Origin of the sequence: Achromobacter sp. GD03932 (assembly GCF_029839485.1) — a bacterium.
GTDB lineage: Bacteria > Pseudomonadota > Gammaproteobacteria > Burkholderiales > Burkholderiaceae_B > Achromobacter > Achromobacter bronchisepticus_A.
The window spans coordinates 108,379-126,176 of sequence record NZ_JAOCAT010000008.1 but is presented as its reverse complement, the minus strand read 5'-3'; the positions used below and the strand labels follow the sequence as shown (position 1 = coordinate 126,176).

Genomic DNA, 17,798 nt, shown 5'->3' with positions numbered 1-17,798 from the left:
TTGGGTCCACACTGGGCCTGACGTGGCTGTTCCGACTCCGGTTCAGAAGGTCTGATTGGCCTCTCCGGAAGGTGCCGCGCAGCAAGTCGCCGCATCTTGTCTCCTCCTCGCTGATTTGCGATCTTGTCGATCCACTTCGAGTAGACCTCGAAGAGCAGCTCCTCGCGTATGCGCTCCCGAATGTCTAGCTCCCGCAACTCTGATCTCCAGATTCCGAGGGCTGCGGTGCCGGCCATCCACTCGCAGCGGAAGTTGTACCGACTCCCCCGGAGGCAATCTTCTGAGGATTCAAGCAGAAGGAACATTCCCTTGATGGAATATTCCTTCGGGGCTATAATTCGGTTGCCTGCTGACGGGGGAGCGATGGCCTGGGAAGTCGAGTTCACGGACGAATTTGAGGTTTGGTGGAATGGTCTGTCGGAGCGAGAACAGGAGTCTGTCGCCGCTACCGTTGGTCTTCTGGAAGCTCGTGGCACCACCCTCGGCTTCCCGCATTCCAGCGGCATCAACGGTTTCAAGCATGAGCACATGCGGGAGCTTAGGACTCAAGCCGGAGGCCGCCCGCTGCGCACGTTGTATGCCTTTGATCCAAGGCGAGCGGCAATTTTGTTGATAGGCGGGGACAAGACGGGCAACGATCGTTGGTATGAAGAGTTTGTGCCGTTGGCAGACAAACTATATGACGATCATTTGAGATTATTGCGAAAGGAAGGGCAGATAAATGGCTAAGAAATTTGGGACGCTTCGCGCCGCCATGTCGCCGGAATCACAGCTTCGCGCCAAGGCTGCCACAGAGCAGATGCTTCAAGAGATGCCGCTTCAGGAACTGCGACAGGCACGAGGTTTGTCGCAGAAAGTTCTGGCAGAGGTGTTGCATGTTCAACAGCCGTCCATTGCAAAAATGGAGAAGCGGACGGACATGTATATATCGACGTTACGAAGCCACATTGAGGCAATGGGTGGCAAGCTTGAAGTGGTCGCTCGTTTCCCAGATGGCGCTGTCAAGATCACCAATTTTTCTGATCTGGCCGCGTAGAGTCTGGGGTCATAGGAGAGCAGTCCAGTCCGCCGCGGATCCTTGCGCGGACTGCCAACGCTCTTGATCCGATCGCCAAATCTGCAAGCTTCCTGCCGTCTCAGGTCGTAGTCTGCACATGCAGCCGGCTGGACTTGCAGCGGTGCAAGGCGCGGTAATGCTCCAGCGCGCGCCCGTTGGCGCCATAGGCGATGGACTCGATGCGCAGCAGGGGTTCGGGTTCCTTCATGCCCAGCAATTCGCAGGTCTGGGCGTCCGGCTGCACCGCGTCGATCCAACGTTCCGCGCGCACGATGCGCAGGCCGTACTGCCTGCGCAGCACGTCATACAGCGAGCGGTTTTCCAGGCGGGTGCGGTGCAGGCCCGGCACCAGATCCGCGGGCACGGCAGTTTCCACCAGCAATTGCAGTTCGCCGTCGACGCTGCGCAGGCGCTTGAGCGCCACGACCTGGCTGTCTTCGGCCAGCCCCAGCGAACTGGCTTCGTGCGTCGTGGGTGCGCGTAGTTCCTGCAGCAGCACCTGGGTGCGTACCGTGCGGCCCTTGCGTTCCATTTCGTCCGAAAAGCCCAGCACGGTGGACACGAAGTCTTCGTCGCGCTCGCGCGCCGATACGAAGGCGCCCTGGCCGCGGATCTTGTAGATCAGGCCGTTGCGGACCAGGTCCGCCAGCGCTTCGCGCACGACGATGCGCGAAATGCCATATTGCTCGCCGAACTCGGCCTCGGTGGGCAGCTTGTCGCCGACGGCCAGTTCGCCTTGCAGGATCTTGCCGCGCACCACGTCGCGGAACTGAGTCCAGAGCGGGGCGCCGGCGCTGCGGTCCAATATGGCTTCGGTGGAGATGGGGCTGCTCATGTCGTCAAAGAGTTTGAAATCGAACCTGTAGCCAAGGCGGATTCGGCGGGCTCTGCCCAGGACGCCTCGTCTGGAGGAAGTTGAACACAATGCCGGTCCCGCAGCGTCGCGGTGCAGGCTCGTAACTCGTCTTGCCGGCGCGCGAGGCTCCAGCCCAGCTCGGCCGCGGCGATATCCGCCAGTTCCGCCAGCAGTGCCGGCGTGACTTGGCCGCGGATGGCCAGCAAGGTGCGCCGGATCACCAGGTCGGCCAGGTGCTGCACAGCCGTTTCGCGGCACAGATAGCGGATCTCGGCGGTTGAATGATCTGGCGCGTGGCGCAAGGGCTTATCGCCCGCCGCGGCGAAATCCGCCGCCATGGCGCCTGCCCGTGAACCATAGCGCATGAACAGTTCGGCGATGCGCCCGCGGTCCAGCGCGGCGGCTGCCTGAATGCTGTCCAGAAAGCGTTGGCGTCCCGCCGCATCGGCGGGCATGCCCGCCCCGCCGCCGATAGCCACCTGCTCGGTCGACTGGCGCCGTGCGCGGCCCAGCTGCTGCAGCACCGCGTCGGCCGCCAGTTGCGCCAGCGAACGGAAGGTCGTCCATTTGCCGCCGACCAGGCACACCATCGGCACCTCGCGTCGGGCGTTGGGCGGGTCGATCACCACCGCGTGATCGCGCGATATCTGTCCGGGCTTGTCGGCATCCGACTGGGCCAGCGGCCTGACGCCCACGTAAGTGTAGACCACGTCCTTGCGGCAGAAATGCAGGCGGGGAAACACCTCATGCAACACATCGAGCAGGTAGTCGATCTCCGCCGGCTCGGTCGCGGCGAGGTCGGGATCATCAATCGGAATGTCGGTGGATCCCACCAGCACCCGGTCCAGGAACGGGTAGACGATGCACACCCGGCCGTCGGACGCTTCGAAGTAAGCCATGCGCCCCTGGAGCGCGGCGCGTAGCGCCGGATGGTCCAGGATCAGGTGTGACCCCTTGGTACCCATGACGCGCGAGCCATCGCCTTCCAGGGCGCCGGCCGCGCGGTCCAGCCAGGCGCCCGTCGCGTTGACCACCGTGTCGGCCGTGACTTGCACGGATTCGCCGGTCAGCGCATCGCGCAGCGTAATGACGCGGCCTTGGCAAGCCGTCACGCTGCAGTAGTTCGATGCGACCGAGGCCGGATGGCCGCGATGCGCATCGTCGATCAGCTCCAGCACCAGCCATTCCGGATGCCGTATCCAGGCGTCGTAGTACGTGGCCGTCCAGCGCACCGCCGCGCCGAACAGCGTACTGTCCGCCGCCGGCACGCGTTCGATGCGATGTTCCGGCATGACGCGCTGGTTGCGGCCCAGCTTGTCGTAGAGGCGCAAGCCCAGTCCCACCACGCACCGCCCGCGCGCGCCCGGCGAGGCGTTCAGGCCGGCAAAGCGCAGCATGCTGCCCCACAGGCCGCCGAAGCGGCTGGATAGCGGCACCACGGTTTCCAGCGGCTGCACCAGGTGCGCCGCGTTGCGCAGCAGCAGATTGCGTTCGCGCGTGGCTTCGGCCACCAGGGAAAAGGATCCGCTTTCCAGGTAGCGCAAGCCGCCGTGGATCATGCGCGATGGCGCGCTGCTGGCGCCTGCGGCCACATCGCCCTTGTCGACGATCAGGCAATCCACGCCCTGCAGCGACAGGTCGCGGAACACGCCAGCGCCGTTGATGCCCGCGCCAACGATCACGGTGGAAAAATGCCGGCCCGCCAAGGAGGCCGGGCGCACGAAAGGCGAGGTGCGCGGGGTCATCGGGCGGGTCCCGCAAGATGGCCGAAAGCAGGGGCCATGCTGTCCACCAAGCCATGGAAGCTGTCGTAGAAGTCGGCGTGCGCCTGTGCTTCGGCGGCAAGGGGCTCGACCCGTTCGCATGGGGCGGGCAGCAAGTCATCGCCGCCAGGGTTTTGCGACAGCGCGGCATACAAGGCGGCGCCGCGCGCGCCGGTTTCGTCGTCGCCGCAGCGTTCCACGGCGTGGCCCAGAAAGCCCGCCAGCAGGCGCGCCAAGCGCAAGTCCCGGGCGCCGCCGCCCAACGCGGCCACTCTGCCCGGCACGCCCAGACCAAGCGCCGCCAGGCGTTTCAGATGCCGCGCGTGCAACGCCACCACGGCGTCGACCACGGCGCGCGCCATGTGCGCGCGGGTGTGATGCCCTTGCAGGCCGACGTATCCCGCGCTGGCTCCCGCCGGCCAGCTGCCGCCATTGATGAAGGGCAGAAAACGCAGACCCTCGGCTCCCAAGGGCACCTCCATCGCGCAATTTACCGCCGCGGCCGCATCCTGGAACTGCAGGGTGCGCGCCAGCCAGGCCACGTTCGCCATCGATGAGGGACTGTTTTCCAGATAGAGCCTGCGATCCGGATCGCCGAAGCTGACGATGGCGCCGACTTCCGGCTTCGGTTCGCGGGCCGGCGCCACCACCGCATTCACGCACCAGGTGCCGAGCACGGCCACGGCATGGCCCTGGCGTTCTGCATTCACCGCTTTCAGCGAGGCGAGCAGATCGATTGCGCCCAGCGCCACGGGGAGGCCGGCCGGCAAGCCGAAGGCGGCCGCCTGGGCTGGCAGTAGCCGGCCGATCACGGCGCCGCTGGGCGCGATGGGCGCCAGCGCCGTGGCGGCCAGGCCGGACAGGCCGGCTGCCTCGCAAGCCATCGTGGACCAAGTCCCGGCATGGAGCGACAGCAGGCCCGCCGTACTGGCGTCGCTGGCGTCCGTGGCGATCTCGCCGGTCAACAGGAACCCCAGATAGTCCTTGGCGAACAGCAGGTGGCGGATGCGGCCGAGTTGACCGGCGTCCGCGCCGTAGAGTTCGGCCGCGATCAGCGACGACTGCCCCGACCATGGCCGGCAGCCGACTTCGTCATACAGCGCGTCGCCCATGCGGCGGCCCAGCGCCCGGGCGCGGGCGGCGGCGCGCTGGTCGGTCGATGCCACCGCGCGGCCTCCCAGCAATTGGCCGCTGGCATCCAGCGCATACAAGCCGGCGCCATGACCCGTGCAGCACAGCGCGCGCACGTCGGCCACGCGCGGACCCAGTTGGGCGGCCACGCCTTGCAAGGCCCGCGCCAGCGCCGTGTGGATGGCGTCCGCGGGCAGTTCGCAACCGCCTTGCGCCAATTGCCGATAGGGCAGCGCGCCGCCCGATGCGGCCAGTGTGGCGCCGCTCCCGGCCTCGAAGGCAACCGCCTTCAAGCCCGTGGAGCCCATGTCTATGCCGAGGTAGATGTCTGTTCTCATGTCATAACATTGTCTACGGAAATTTCACGCAGGATAGCAGCGTTTCCCCTAGTAATTTAAAAAATCCGGCTGCAATATAGTTCAGCGATGTCATAACAACGATTCGACCAAAACAGGTTGAAAAACAGGCACCGAGGGCTGCAGGGTTCTTGGAACGATGCGAAAAAAGGAGCGGAACATGAGACGAGATTTCTTGAAGACCGTAGCGGCGGCGGGCGCCGGCCTGGCGAGCGCCAACGCCTTTGCGCAGAACACCCCGCAAGCCCCCGGGCTGCGCGGCAACGCCAACGATGTCTACGTGATGAACGTGATGGTGTCCGGGGTGGAGTACTGGTTTCCTGTCTACGAAATGATGAAACAGCTGGGCCATTCGCTCGGCGTGCGCACCCGCTATTCGGGCACGCCCGAATACGACGTCAACAAGCAGCTGGCCTCGTTCGAGCAGGAACTGGCGCGCAAGCCGGCCGGCATCCTGCTGCATCCCATGAACCCCGACCCCTTCATCGAACCCATCAACCGCGCCGCGGCCATGGGCATTCCGGTGGTGACCTTCGCGGCCGACTCGCCCAATTCCAAGCGCGTGTCGTTTGTCACGTCCGACAACGACCGCGAAGGCGCGCAGGCCGCCGACGCCATTGCGGCCTCGCTCAATGGCAAGGGCGAGTACGCGGTGCTGGAAAACCCCGGCCAGGACAACCATGACCGCCGCGTCGCCGCCTTCATCAATCGCATGAAGACCCAGCACCCCGGCATGAAGCTGGTGGGCCGCGCGGCCAGCAACCAGGATCCGAACAAGGCATACCAGGCCACGCTGAGCCTGGCGCAGGCCAACCCCGGCCTGGGCGCGCTGTTCATGCCCGAAGCCAATTCGGCGCTGGGCGCGGCGCAGGCCTCCATCGAGACCAAGAAGAACATCAAGGTCCTGTGCTGCGACGTGAACGCCAAGATCCTGGACATGATCAAGTCGGGCGAGGTCTTTGGCTCCGTCAACCCGAACCAGGGCGTGCAGGGCTACATGGGCATGATGCTGCTGTTCCTGGCGCGCAACCAGCAACTGATCGACCCGATGAACGACGCCAAGCGCAACGGCACCAACCCCATGGCCGTGCCGTTCCTGGACAACGGCCTGTCCATCGTCAGCAAGGCGAACGCCGACGACTTCTATTGGGACAAGTACCTGGCGCGTCGCGGCACCAAGGGCATCAACGAATGAAGGCGCCCGCAGCGCTGCTGGAACTGCAAGGCATCAGCAAGCAGTTCGGCGCGTCCAAAGCCCTGGCCGACGTGCGCTTCACGCTGCGCCGGGGCGAAATCCATGCCTTGTGCGGCGAGAACGGCGCTGGCAAGTCGACGCTGATGAAGATCATCGACGGCATCCATCAGCCGGACAGCGGCGACATCTACCTGGAAGGCGAGCGCGTGGTCATCAATGGGCCGGCCCATGCGATGCGCCTGGGCATCGGCCTGGTCCACCAGGAAATCTCGCTTTGCGGCGACGCGACCGTGGCCGAGAACATCTTCATGCCCATGATCAGCGCCGGCGCGCAGGCCTGGATGGACTATGCCGGCCTGCAAGAGCGCGCCGCGGCCGTGCTGCGGCGGCTGGGCCAGGACATCGATCCGGGCTTGCGGGTCGATGCGCTGGGCATATCCAGCCAGCAGTTGGTCGAGATCGCCCGCGCCTTGACGCTGGACTGCAAGGTGCTGATCCTGGACGAACCCACCGCCGCGTTGACGGAAGTGGAGTCCGTGGCGCTGTTCCGCGTATTGCATGACCTCAAGGCCCAGGGCATCGGCATCGTCTACATCAGTCACCGCATGGCCGAGATCTTCGAGCACTGCGACCGCGTCACGGTGTTGCGGGACGGCCGCGACGTGCACAGCGCCGATATTGCGGCGCTTTCTCCGGATGCGCTGGTGCGCTGCATGGTGGGCCGCGACCTGGGCAACTATTACCCGCCCCGGCAGGCGGCTGGCGATGCGCCGGCCGAGACCCTGCTGGAAGTCGAGGACCTCGCCGATGGCGCCGCCGTCCACGGCATCTCGTTCACGCTGCGCCGGGGCGAAATCCTGGGCATCTCCGGCCTGATGGGTGCGGGCCGCAGCGAGCTGGCCGAAACCGTGTGCGGCCTGCGGCGCGCGCGACGAGGCGCCGTGCGGCTGCGCGGCCAGCCCCTGCGGCTGCGCCGCTACGCCGATGCCCTGCGCCACGGCATCGCCTACCTGAGCGAAGACCGCAAGGCCGCCGGCCTGTTCCTGGACATGCCGATCGAGCAGAACGTGTCTTCGATGGCGCTGCGCCGCATCAGCTCGCGCTTCGGCCTGCTCAAACGCACGGCGGAACGCAGCCTGGCCGTCGAGCTGGGCGCCCGGCTCAGGCTCAAGTCGGACGGCGTGGCGATCGATGCCAGTTGCCTGTCGGGCGGCAACCAGCAGAAGGTGGCCATCGCCAAACTGCTGGCGACCCGCCCCTCGGTGCTGCTGATGGACGAACCGACGCGCGGCGTGGACGTCGGCGCCAAATCCGAGATCCATCACCTGCTGCGCGACCTGGCCAATCAGGGCGTGGGCGTGGTGGTGATCTCGTCCGAGCTGCCGGAGATCATCGGGCTATGCGACCGGGCCCTGGTCATACGCAACGGCAGGCTCGCCGGAGAACTGGCGGCAAGCGAGATGACGGAAGAAAAACTGCTGCGGCTGGCCTCGGGCCTGACCGCCGAGGAGGCCACATGACGAGCGACCTGAAAACCCAGCCGGCGGCGCAAGCGGTCCTGATGCCTCCCGCCGCCGGCCTGCCGACGGAGCCCCGCCCAGGGCGCCGGCTGGGCAGCTTCCGCGAAGCGGGACTGCTGCTGATCATTGCCGCGTTGTGCGTCGTCATGAGTTTCGCATCGCCGCATTTCCTGACTTGGGAAAACGTGCGCGCCATGCTGCTGTCGTTTTCCATCGAAGGCATCGTGGTGGTCGGCATGACCATTCTGGTCATCGTCGGCGGCATCGACTTGTCGGTGGGCTCGGTGGTCTGCCTGGCCATGGTCATCACCGGCAAGCTCTTCCTGCTGGGGCTGGACCCATGGACCGCGAGCCTGGCCGCGATCGCCGTCTGCACGATGGTGGGCGCGCTTATCGGCGGCTGCGTCACGCGCATCGGCCTCAGCCATTTCATCGCGTCGCTGGCGTTCATGGTGATCGTGCGCGGCCTGTGCCTGGCAATTACCCAGGGTACGCCGCAATCGCTGTTCTCATTGCCCCCGCAGTTCAAGTTCATCGGGCAGGGATCCATCGCTGGCATACCCGCCGTCATCCTGATCTTCGCAGCCATCGTCGTCGTCAGCGACTTCGCGTTGCGCCGCGCCTCCTTGTTGCGCAAGGTGTTCTACACCGGCAGCAATGAAAAGGCGGCGCTCTATGCCGGCATCCGCACCGGCCGCGTGAAGTTCTGGGTCACGGTGCTGTGCTCGACCTTGGCCGGCGTCGCCGGCGTGGTCTACACGGCCCGCTTCGGCGCTGCCACGCCCAACTTCGGCGTGGGCATGGAACTCAACGTCATCGCGGCGGTTGTGATCGGCGGCGCCAGCCTCAAGGGCGGTTCGGGCACCGTGCTGGGCGCGGTGTTGGGCCTGGCCCTGCTGTCGGTCGTTACCAGCTCGCTCATCCTGCTGGACGTGTCGCCGTACTGGCAAGACGTCGTGAAGGGGCTGATCCTGCTGGGCGCCGTCACCGTCGACCATCTCATGAACGTCAAAAAGGTTTCCCGATGAAGACTACAACACTGGGCGCGTCCGGCATCGTCTGCGAATCCGTCGGCCTGGGCACCTGGGCCATGGGCGGCTGGATGTGGGGCGGCGGGGACGACGCGGCCGCCATTGCCGCCATCCAGGCGTCCCTCGACGCGGGCGTGCGGCTCATCGACACCGCGCCTGCCTATGGCCTGGGGCATGCCGAAAGCCTGGTCGGCCAGGCCCTCAAGGGGCGCCGCCAGCAAGCCGTCATCGCCACCAAATGCGGACTGGTCTGGCACACCCGCCAGGGCGAGCATTTCTTCGACGAGGAGGGCCAGGCCGTGCACCGCCACCTGGGCCGCGCCTCCATCTTCCACGAAGTGGAGCAAAGCCTGGCGCGGCTGCAGACGGACTATATCGACCTCTACATCACCCATTGGCAGGACGCCGGCACGCCCGTCGCCGAGACCATGGACGCCCTGTTGGATCTGAAGCGGCAAGGCAAGATCCGCGCCATCGGCGTCAGCAACGTGGATCCCGGCACCTTGACGGAATACCTGCGCCATGGCCCGGTCGACGCCATCCAGGAACGCTACAGCCTGATCGACCGCGAGATCGAAGCCACGCTGATGCCGCTGTGCCGCCGCCACAACGTCGGCATCCTCGGGTACTCCTCGCTGGCGCTCGGCCTGCTGGCGGGCCCCATCGATCCGCAACGCCGCTTTACCGGCGACGACCAGCGTGCCGGCAACCCCCGCTTCAGCGTCGCCAACCGCAGCCGGCTGCAAGGCTTCTTCGCGGAACTGGAGCCGCTGCGCCAGCGGCTGGACTGCTCGGCTTCGCAGCTGATGATCGCCTGGACCACGCGCCCAGGCGGCGTGTCCGTGGCGCTGTGCGGCGCCCGCACGCCGCAGCAGGCCATGCAGAACGCCGGCGCCGCCGCGCTGGAACTCTCGCCTGAAGACCTCGGCGCCATCGACCAGGCGGCCGGGCGCCACCTGCAAACACTGGATTGAACAAGGAATTCCCATGCTGCACAGAAAAGAAGCGCGTCTGAACCGGCTGCTGAACGGCGGCCGTTGCCTGGACATCGCCGTCGACCACGGCGTTTGCAATGAACCCAGCTTCCTGTCCGGACTGGAGGACATGCCGGCCGTGATGGAACAGCTGGCCGCGGCGCGGCCCGACGCCATCCAGCTGAACTACGGCCAGGCCGACCTGCTGCAGCAGCGTCCAGGCCGGGACAAGCCCGCGCTGGTCATGCGCCTGGACATGGGCAACCCCTACAACGCCACGACCCATCGCGTCATGTGGGCCGTGCTGCAGAACGAGCAGGACCCGGTGCTGCCTGCGGTTCAGATAGACGCGGCCTGCGTGGTGGTCAACCTGTTCATGCTGCCGGACGAACCCGACCTGTTTCGCCAATGCGTCGCCAACATCGCGCGAGTCCGTGCGGACTGCGACCGCTACGGCATGCCGCTGATGATCGAACCCCTGGTCATGGCCCCGCACTCCGCGCGCGGCGGCTACATGGTCGATGGCGACGCCGAGAAGATCGTCACGCTGGTCAGGCTGGCGCGTGAAATGGGCGCCGATATCGTCAAGGCCGACCCCACCACCGCCACGCGCGATTTCCATCGCGTGGTGCAGGCGGCGCGCTGCCCGGTGCTGGTGCGCGGCGGCGGCCGCGAAGACCTGCGCCAGGTCTTCGAACGGTCGCGCGAATTGCTGGATGAAGGCGCGGTGGGGCTGGTATACGGCCGCAATGTCTACCAGCACGCCGATCCGTCCTCAGTGGTGCGGGCGCTGATGGCCATGATCCATGACGACGCCAGCGCCAGGCAGGCGTGGGGCCTTTACGAAGCAGGCGGCCGATAGGGCGCGCGGCGCTTCGGCCGCACGGTTCCTAGTGCTCCTCCTTGGCATGGTTGATCGTGTACTTGGGAATGGCGACGGTAAGGTCTTCCTCCGCGACGATCGCCTGACAGCTCAGGCGGGACTGCGCTTCCAATCCCCAGGCGCGGTCGAGCAGATCCTCTTCGGACTCATTCGCTTCGTTCAAGGATTCGAAACCCTTGCGCACGATGCAATGGCAGGTGGTGCAGGCGGCACTCATGTCGCATGCATGTTCTATTGCAATGCCGTTGGCCAGCAAGGCCTCGCAGATCGTGGCGCCGGCCTGCACCTCCAGCTCGGCGCCTTCGGGCGCCAGTTCTGCGTGTGGGAGTACGGTGATCTTGGGCATATCTGATTCCTGTTCAAGGACGTCTCCCTGTTCAAAGGAAGGCGTAGTGGCGTGAGAGAAGCCTGGGGCTTACCAACGTTGGAATGTCAAGGCCGCCAGAAATGCGCGAGAACCCTGTGGAAATCCACACGATCGGTCTAAAATCCGCACACGTTTCGATCCGTGCCTGCACAAGCGGCAGGTCCCTCGCACGTAACATCCCACGCCATTGCAGCCCGCCATCGGTCAGACTTCCGCTTCCGCGCCGCCAAGTTCGTCCTATGCCGCCCGCATCCATCAGGTGCAGGTCGACGCATTGCGCCGAAGCTTTCCGTTCGCCCTGGCCGGGTCGCTGATCAGCGCCTGTTTTTCCGCATTCGCCTTGGTCGGCGTGCTGCCCCAGCACGAGATCCTGCTATGGCTGGGCGCCACGCTGATGGTGGGCGCGCTGCGCTGGGCCGCAGTGGTGGCCTACGACCGCCATCGCACCGATCCGACGTCGGCGCAGCGCTGGGTGCGCCGGATGCTGGCCGGCAACCTGTGTTCCGGCATTCTGTGGGGCTTGCCGTTCGCCTATTGGACCTTTTTCGTCCCGCTGGAATACCAGCTGTTCTTCATCGTCATCCTGTTCGGACTGGGCACCGGCGCCATCTATTCGAACTACATGATGCTGCCGGTGATGTACGCGTTCGAGGTGCCGGCCTTCGCACCGATGTTCATCGCGCTGGCGGCGCAGCCTTCCGCCATCCATCTGGCGCTGGTGACGGGCGGTCTCGCATATCTGATCGCGACCCTGGCCTTCATCCATCGCATGAACCGCACCCACCTGGACGCGCTGCGGCTGGGTTATGAGAACCTGGCGCTGCTGGAACAGGTGCGCCAGGAGAAGATAGCCGCCGAACGCAGCGACCTGGAGAAGTCCCGCTTTCTGGCGGCGGCCAGCCACGACCTGCGCCAGCCCGTGCACGCGGTGAACCTGTTCCTGGGCCTGCTGGCCAACGAGCCCTTGTCCCGGCACGGACGCTATCTGGTCGATAACATCACCAGCGCGCTGTCGGCGATGGGCCATCTGTTCGACGCCTTGCTGAACCTGTCGCGGCTGGACGCCGGCGTCATCGAGCCTCGTTTCGAGACGTTCAGGATGCAGCCGCTGCTGGACCAGCTAAAGGCCGAGTACGCGCCGCAGGCGGGCGAGAAGGGGATACGGCTGCGGGTGCGCGCGTGCGCGGCCAGCGTGCGTTCGGATCCCGTGCTGCTGGAGCGCATGCTGCGCAACCTGATCAGCAATGCCATCGTGCACTCCGACGGCGGCCGCGTCCTGGTGGGCTGCCGCAGGCGCGGAAGCCGATTGCGCATCGAGGTCTGGGACAACGGCCCGGGGATCCCGAAGGCCGAGCAGGAGCGCGTCTTCTGGGAGTTCCATCAACTGGCCAATCCCGAGCGCGACCGCAGCAAGGGCCTGGGGTTGGGCCTGGCCATCGTGCGCCGCACCGCCAGGCTGCTGGCCCACGAACTGGCGCTGCGCTCGGAAGAAGGCCGCAGCACGGTTTTCACGGTCACGGCGCCGCTGTCGGATCCGGCCGCGGCAGGCCTTTCGATCACGGATGCCAATGTAGGACTGCCCCGGGCGGCTGCAAGCGAAGACAGCCTGCGCGGCAAGCTGGCGTTGCTGGTGGACGACGACGCGCAGAACCTGGCGGGCCTGTCCATGCTGTTCGAAAGCTGGGGCTGCCGCGTCATCGCCGCGACCAGCGGCAATGCGCTGTTCGAGCGCGTGCTGCCGCTGGCCGAGACGCCTGCCCTGATCGTCACCGATTACCGGCTGCGCGAACACGAGACCGGCATCCACGTGATCGAAAGGCTGCGCGAGGAATACAACGATCCCGATCTGCCTGCCTTGCTGGTCAGCGGCGACACCGATCCGGCGCGCCTGACGGAAGCCGCCGAGCGCGGCGTGCCGCTCTTGCACAAGCCCGTGCAAGTCCAGGCCCTGCGCGAGCACGTGACGGGCCTGCTGCATGCCAGAGCGGCTGCGTCCCTTACCGGAGATGCCGAATGACGGCAGTGTTATTGGTTGACGACCACGCCATGTTCCGCGAAGCGCTGGTGATGGCGCTGGGCCAGGGCGTGCCCGGCTTGACGATTCATCCCGCGGCCAGCGGCCAGGAAGCGCTGGAGGTGTTGGACCGGCATACCGCGATCCAGCACGTCATCATGGATTTCTATCTGCCCGACATGGCCGGGGCCGACCTGCTCAAACGCTTGCGTCAGCGCCGATCGCAGCTGCGCATCCTGGTGCTGTCGGCCTCGCAAGATCCCGATGACATGCGCCGGGCGCTGGAAGCTGGCGCGCAGGGCTTCCTGAACAAGTCCGCCAGCTGCCAGGAGCTGGCCGCCGCGCTGGAAGCGGTCAGCGAGGCGGCGCCACCGCAGCGCAGCGCGTTGTCCGCAGGTGACCAGGACGAAGCGGCCTTGCTGCGCGCGCTGACGCCGCGCCAGGTCGAGGTGCTGTGCCTGATGTGCGACGGGCTGCGCAACAAGGAAATCTCGGAACGGCTGAACATGACCGAGAAGACCGTCAAGACGCACGTGTCGGCCATCCTGGGCACGCTGGGCGTGCTCAATCGTACGCAGGCGACGCTAGTGGCGCGGCGCGGCGGCGTGTTCGGGAAGCCGGTCTAGGCGGCTGTCCGCTGTCGCTGGCGACCTTGCCGGCCACGAGCGAGATCTCGCGTCCGGCTGCCGCGATCGTGTCGGGCCGGTGCGCCACGATCACCCGCGTCATGTCGAGCCTGGCGATGGCCGTGTTGACGATCCGTTCGCGTTCAAGGTCCAGGTGGCTGGTGGCCTCGTCCAGGAACAGGATGGCGGGCTGCTTGTACAGCGCCCGCGCCAGCAGCACCCGCTGCTTCTGGCCGCCCGACAGCACCGTGCCCATGTCTCCCACCAGCGTGTTGTAGCCCATGGGCATGGCGCTGATGTCGTCGTGGATCGCGGCGATTGCGGCGCAGCGGCTGGCGCGGTCAGGGTCGTATTGCGGATCGAAGAAGCTGATGTTCTCGCCGATGGATCCGGCGAAGAGGACGTCGTCCTGTAATACCGTGCCCGCGATGCGGCGCAGGGCGGCGGCGCCCGCGCCTCGCGCCGGCACGCCGTCTATCAGCACTTCACCGTCGGTCGGCGTCAGGACGCCCAGCAGGATGTTGATCAAAGTGGTCTTGCCGCCGCCGGAAGGCCCGGTGATCGCGACCGACTCGCCAGGCTCGATCCTGAAGCTGATGTCGTCCAGCACATACGGTTCCTGCGGCCCGTACCGGAAGCGCAGATTGCGGACTTCGATGACGGGCGAGCGCGGGTGCTCATCCTGCACTGGCAACCTTTCGTCGACCGGCTCGGGTGTTTCGCGCACGATGTCGGCCAGGCGTTCGCCTTGCAGCCGCAGCATCTTCACCTCCACCAGCTTGTCCAGCAGCGCCGCCACGCGCTGGTCGAACAAGGTCTTGTAGACGATGAAGGCGAGCAGGGCGCCCACGGTGAACTGGCCGTCCAGCACCAGTCTTGCGCCCAGCCACAGTATCGCGATGGAGGACAGGCCGAACAGCAAGCCGTTGAACGTGCGGAAGAACAACGTCCATTTCTGCACGCGCAGGTCGGCGTTGATCTCGTTGACCAACAGCGACAGCCAGCGGGAGCGCCGGTCGTCCTGATGCTGGAACAGTTTGATCGCCTTGACGCCCCGCACGGTTTCCAGGAAATGCGATTGCTCCTTGGCGGCGTGCACGATGTGCTCTTCGGTGGCGTAATGCAGCGGCGCATAGCCGGACCAGCGGGCCAGTCCGTACAAGGCCATGGCGCCCACCGCGATCCATGCCAGGGGCGGGCTGTACAGGAACATCAGCACCAGCGTGATCAGCATGACCAGGCCGTCCAGCAACGCCTCCAGGAAGGACGTCGTCACGGTGCGCTGTATGGCGTCGATGGCGCCGAAGCGCGACACCACGTCGCCCAGGTGCCGCTTCTCGAAGTAAGCCACCGGCAGGCGCAGTAGATGCGTGAAGACGTTGGTGCGCCATTGCAGGTTCAGCGTGGTTCCCATGACCATCAGCATCCAGCTGCGCGCCACCGAAGTCAGCTGCTTCATGATCATCAGCAGTCCGAAGGCCAGCGCCAGCGTGGTCAGCAGATCCCGGTCCCCGGTGTTCAGCACATGGTCCACCACCCATTGCAGGAAGAACGGCTGGACCACGGTGAGGATTTCCAGCGCCAGCGCCAGCAGCAGCACCTGCGAGAACGCGCCGCCCAGGCCGGAAACCCTGCCGGTCAGCTCGCGCAACCGCACGCGCTTGTGATCCCGGGCCTCCTGGAAGTCGGGCGTGGGCCAGAGTTCCAGCGCGACTCCCGTGAACGATGCGGACAGTTCGCCGATGGAGCATTTGCGCGTGCCGCTGGCAGGATCGATCAGCGTGGCCGAGCGGCCGTTGATGGCCGTCAACACCACGAAGTGATTGAACTCCCAATGCAGGATGCAGGGCAGCTTCAGCTTGCCCAAGGCGCCCAGGCTGACCTTGACCGGCCGCGACGCCAATCCCAGCTGGCTGGCGACGTGGATCAGGGTGGCCAGCGTCGCGCCCTTGAGCGATACGGGAAAGCGGCCGCGCAGGGTGGCCAGGCTTTGCTCATGGCCGTGATAGCCCGCGATCATGCCCACGCAGGCCAGGCCGCATTCGGCGGCCTCGGTCTGCAGCAGCCTGGGCACGCGCCGTTTGACTCCCAGCGTCAGGCGTTCGAGCATGTTCATAGTTTCCCCGACAGCCGCTGGGCGGGATCGAACGCCCATTGGTACAGGCGGCGCGTCTGCTGCAGGATGTCCGCTTCCAGCCGCATGCCGGGCCGCAGCGCCAGCGCCTCTCCGTGGGGGCCGCGCGCAGGGGTATCCAGCGACACCGTGATCCGGTACAGATCCTCCTGCACATCGCCATTCGCGGCGGCTTCATTCAGTTGCCATTCGGGCAAGGCCGTGCGCGTCACGGTCTGGACCACGCCGGACTGCTGTCCGAAGGTCTGATACGGGTAGGCCGCGAAACGCATGAGCACCTGGTCGCCGGGCGCGACGAAGCCGACGGCGCGGCTGGGCGCCAGCAGTTCGGCCTGCAGGCGGGCGCCGTCGGGGACGATGGTGGCCAGCGGCCGCTTGGCGTCCACGGCCTGGCCCGCCGCGGCGGTGACGGCGGTCGCGACGCCCGCCTGGGGGGCGGAGATGACGACGCGGCGCCTGGCTTCGCTGCGGCTGAGGTCCACGGCAATGTCGGCCATGTCCCGGTCCAGCTGCGCCAGCTGGTTCTGTTGCCGCAACGACAGGTCCGCCAACGCGGCCTGGCGGTTGGACAGGTCCATGGCCAGCCCGATGCGGTCGCGCAGCAGCGCCTGCAGCTGATTGCGCTGTTCCAGCAGTTCGGCGCGCTTCTGGTCGGCTTCCTCGGCGGACAGATAGCCTTTTTCCATCAGGCCGTGATAGCGGCGCGCGCTGTCTTCGGCCAATTTGATGCGGGCGCGCTGCCCCTCGATCTGGCTGTCCATGGCGGCCAGCTGGGCCTTCAGGCTGGCGATTGCCGTGGCCTGGTTGTCGTGTTCGCCCTGCTGCAGCAATAGCGTCTTCTGGCGCGCCAGCCGCAGGCTTTCTTCGCGCTGCCGGATCTGGCCGCTGATCGCCTCCTGGGTTTCGCCCAGGGCGCTTTGCTGATCGCCCGACACCACGTAGAGCACCTCGCCAGCGGCGACATGCTGGCCTTCCTGGACCCGGCGTTCAAGCACGATGCCGGCCTGCGGCACGTAAAGCTTGATGAGCCCGGTGTCGGGCGCCAGCTGGCCGCTCACGGTCGCGCGTTTGGTGTACGAGCCAAAGGCAAGAAAGAGACAGACGGCCAGCACGAAACCCGCCAGCACGGCGGTGACCAGTGCGAACGACACCGGCCGGATCAGGACGATATCGCCCAGCCCGACGGAGCGTTGTGCGGCAAGCGCCTGTTTGCGATAGAGCGTCACGGCGTTGGAGGCAGCCCAGGAAAGCGTGGTGAGCAAAAGCCGGCCGGCATGGTGGAAAAAAACCGCGGCGAACGCGCCGCCGCGCCATGAAATCGGATGTCAGCCGGGGCATCCGTCCGATGCGGCCGGGATTCCGACTGACTACTTCGGCATGTAAACCGTCTTGCCGGCGGGGAAGCTGCCTTTCTGGGGGGCAAAGGTGATGGTGTTACGGTTCGGTCCCCAGCCGCCGCTGACCGCCTGGGTTTCTTCGGCGCTCAAGGGTCTGATCTGTTGTTCCGCGTCGCGCTGCGGATCGGGTTGTTCAGTTTTTTCCATCTCTATCTCCTGCTGCGTGCTGACGAAGGAAGCCGCGCCAGCGTCGGCCGAGCATCGTCCGAAACGAGGCGCCCGTCGCGATGCGCTGCAAACGGGAAGCCAAGCTCCCAAACACTGGCATGCTCGGGGCGGACAGTAGCAGCGCACCAGTGCAGGCGCATCGGTCTTTAGTCGTAGGGACGGAAATCCGGCGGTCTGACCGGCGCGGTTTCGCGCCGGCCGGGACGGGAGACGGATCGTTTGCGTGCCTACGACCAAAGACCGATTCGGCGCTGCGGCTCCACTGCTACTGTCCGCGTCGGGCCGTTCGACGGCCGGCGCGTCGGTGTTCCGGTCCTTGGGACCAG

General features: G+C 66.2%; 16 protein-coding genes. 9 read left to right on the top strand and 7 right to left on the bottom strand.

The features are described 5' to 3' along the window. The first annotated feature begins 363 nt into the window (after positions 1 to 363). Positions 364 to 729, top strand: coding sequence for a type II toxin-antitoxin system RelE/ParE family toxin (locus N5C88_RS09930; protein ID WP_280015277.1), 366 nt, complete (start codon positions 364 to 366; stop codon positions 727 to 729). Beyond that, positions 722 to 1,036 (top strand): XRE family transcriptional regulator, encoded by a 315-nt coding sequence (locus tag N5C88_RS09925; RefSeq protein WP_059377351.1) that lies wholly within the window; start codon positions 722 to 724, stop codon positions 1,034 to 1,036. Before N5C88_RS09930 ends, N5C88_RS09925 begins: the two co-directional genes overlap by 8 nt. Before the next feature lie 100 nt (positions 1,037 to 1,136). Here the strand turns inward: N5C88_RS09925 and N5C88_RS09920 are convergent, their stop codons facing one another. The 3 genes from N5C88_RS09920 to N5C88_RS09910 are packed head-to-tail and all read right to left on the bottom strand — an operon-like array spanning position 1,137 to position 5,145. After that, positions 1,137 to 1,892, bottom strand: coding sequence for a GntR family transcriptional regulator (locus N5C88_RS09920; protein WP_059377355.1), 756 nt, complete (start codon positions 1,890 to 1,892; stop codon positions 1,137 to 1,139). Further along, positions 1,889 to 3,658: a glycerol-3-phosphate dehydrogenase/oxidase gene (locus tag N5C88_RS09915; protein ID WP_280015252.1), complete on the bottom strand. Its 1,770-nt coding sequence runs from the start codon at positions 3,656 to 3,658 to the stop codon at positions 1,889 to 1,891. The genes N5C88_RS09920 and N5C88_RS09915 overlap by 4 nt, the downstream gene beginning before the upstream one ends. Further along, positions 3,655 to 5,145, bottom strand: coding sequence for an FGGY family carbohydrate kinase (locus N5C88_RS09910; RefSeq protein ID WP_280015251.1), 1,491 nt, complete (start codon positions 5,143 to 5,145; stop codon positions 3,655 to 3,657). Before N5C88_RS09910 ends, N5C88_RS09915 begins: the two co-directional genes overlap by 4 nt. 178 nt (positions 5,146 to 5,323) lie before the next feature. Between N5C88_RS09910 and N5C88_RS09905 the strand changes: the two genes are divergently transcribed. Genes N5C88_RS09905 through N5C88_RS09885 form a run of 5 tightly spaced genes read left to right on the top strand, consistent with a single transcriptional unit; the run spans position 5,324 to position 10,745 of the window. After that, entirely contained in the window at positions 5,324 to 6,358 is a 1,035-nt protein-coding gene (locus N5C88_RS09905) for a substrate-binding domain-containing protein (protein ID WP_059377361.1), read from the top strand. Continuing rightward, complete coding sequence (locus N5C88_RS09900; protein WP_118933435.1) at positions 6,355 to 7,878, top strand: sugar ABC transporter ATP-binding protein; 1,524 nt, start codon at positions 6,355 to 6,357, stop codon at positions 7,876 to 7,878. Before N5C88_RS09905 ends, N5C88_RS09900 begins: the two co-directional genes overlap by 4 nt. 41 nt (positions 7,879 to 7,919) lie before the next feature. After that, positions 7,920 to 8,906, top strand: a complete 987-nt coding sequence (locus N5C88_RS09895) for an ABC transporter permease (protein ID WP_251879594.1) — start codon at positions 7,920 to 7,922, stop codon at positions 8,904 to 8,906. Next, positions 8,903 to 9,883: an aldo/keto reductase gene (locus N5C88_RS09890; protein WP_280015250.1), complete on the top strand. Its 981-nt coding sequence runs from the start codon at positions 8,903 to 8,905 to the stop codon at positions 9,881 to 9,883. Before N5C88_RS09895 ends, N5C88_RS09890 begins: the two co-directional genes overlap by 4 nt. A gap of 13 nt (positions 9,884 to 9,896) precedes the next feature. Further along, complete coding sequence (locus N5C88_RS09885; RefSeq protein WP_280015249.1) at positions 9,897 to 10,745, top strand: aldolase; 849 nt, start codon at positions 9,897 to 9,899, stop codon at positions 10,743 to 10,745. 28 nt (positions 10,746 to 10,773) lie between these two features. Here N5C88_RS09885 and fdx read toward each other — a convergent pair whose 3' ends face one another. Next, complete coding sequence (fdx, locus tag N5C88_RS09880) at positions 10,774 to 11,112, bottom strand: ISC system 2Fe-2S type ferredoxin (protein ID WP_059377373.1); 339 nt, start codon at positions 11,110 to 11,112, stop codon at positions 10,774 to 10,776. A gap of 208 nt (positions 11,113 to 11,320) precedes the next feature. Here fdx and N5C88_RS09875 point away from each other — a divergent pair, with 208 nt between their 5' ends. Both N5C88_RS09875 and N5C88_RS09870 read left to right on the top strand, forming a co-directional pair. After that, positions 11,321 to 13,150 (top strand): hybrid sensor histidine kinase/response regulator, encoded by a 1,830-nt coding sequence (locus tag N5C88_RS09875; RefSeq protein ID WP_251878703.1) that lies wholly within the window; start codon positions 11,321 to 11,323, stop codon positions 13,148 to 13,150. Then, positions 13,147 to 13,773: a response regulator transcription factor gene (locus N5C88_RS09870; protein WP_118933440.1), complete on the top strand. Its 627-nt coding sequence runs from the start codon at positions 13,147 to 13,149 to the stop codon at positions 13,771 to 13,773. The genes N5C88_RS09875 and N5C88_RS09870 overlap by 4 nt, the downstream gene beginning before the upstream one ends. Here N5C88_RS09870 and N5C88_RS09865 read toward each other — a convergent pair. The 3 genes from N5C88_RS09865 to N5C88_RS09855 form a co-directional block, all read right to left on the bottom strand. Beyond that, positions 13,712 to 15,889: a peptidase domain-containing ABC transporter gene (locus N5C88_RS09865; protein WP_280015248.1), complete on the bottom strand. Its 2,178-nt coding sequence runs from the start codon at positions 15,887 to 15,889 to the stop codon at positions 13,712 to 13,714. The genes N5C88_RS09870 and N5C88_RS09865 overlap by 62 nt on opposite strands. Beyond that, positions 15,886 to 17,169, bottom strand: coding sequence for an HlyD family efflux transporter periplasmic adaptor subunit (locus N5C88_RS09860; RefSeq protein ID WP_280015247.1), 1,284 nt, complete (start codon positions 17,167 to 17,169; stop codon positions 15,886 to 15,888). The genes N5C88_RS09865 and N5C88_RS09860 overlap by 4 nt, the downstream gene beginning before the upstream one ends. 105 nt (positions 17,170 to 17,274) lie before the next feature. Beyond that, positions 17,275 to 17,451 carry a hypothetical protein gene (locus N5C88_RS09855; RefSeq protein WP_165867897.1) on the bottom strand — a complete coding sequence of 59 codons (177 nt, stop codon included), beginning with the start codon at positions 17,449 to 17,451 and terminating at the stop codon, positions 17,275 to 17,277. Positions 17,452 to 17,798 lie beyond the last annotated feature (347 nt).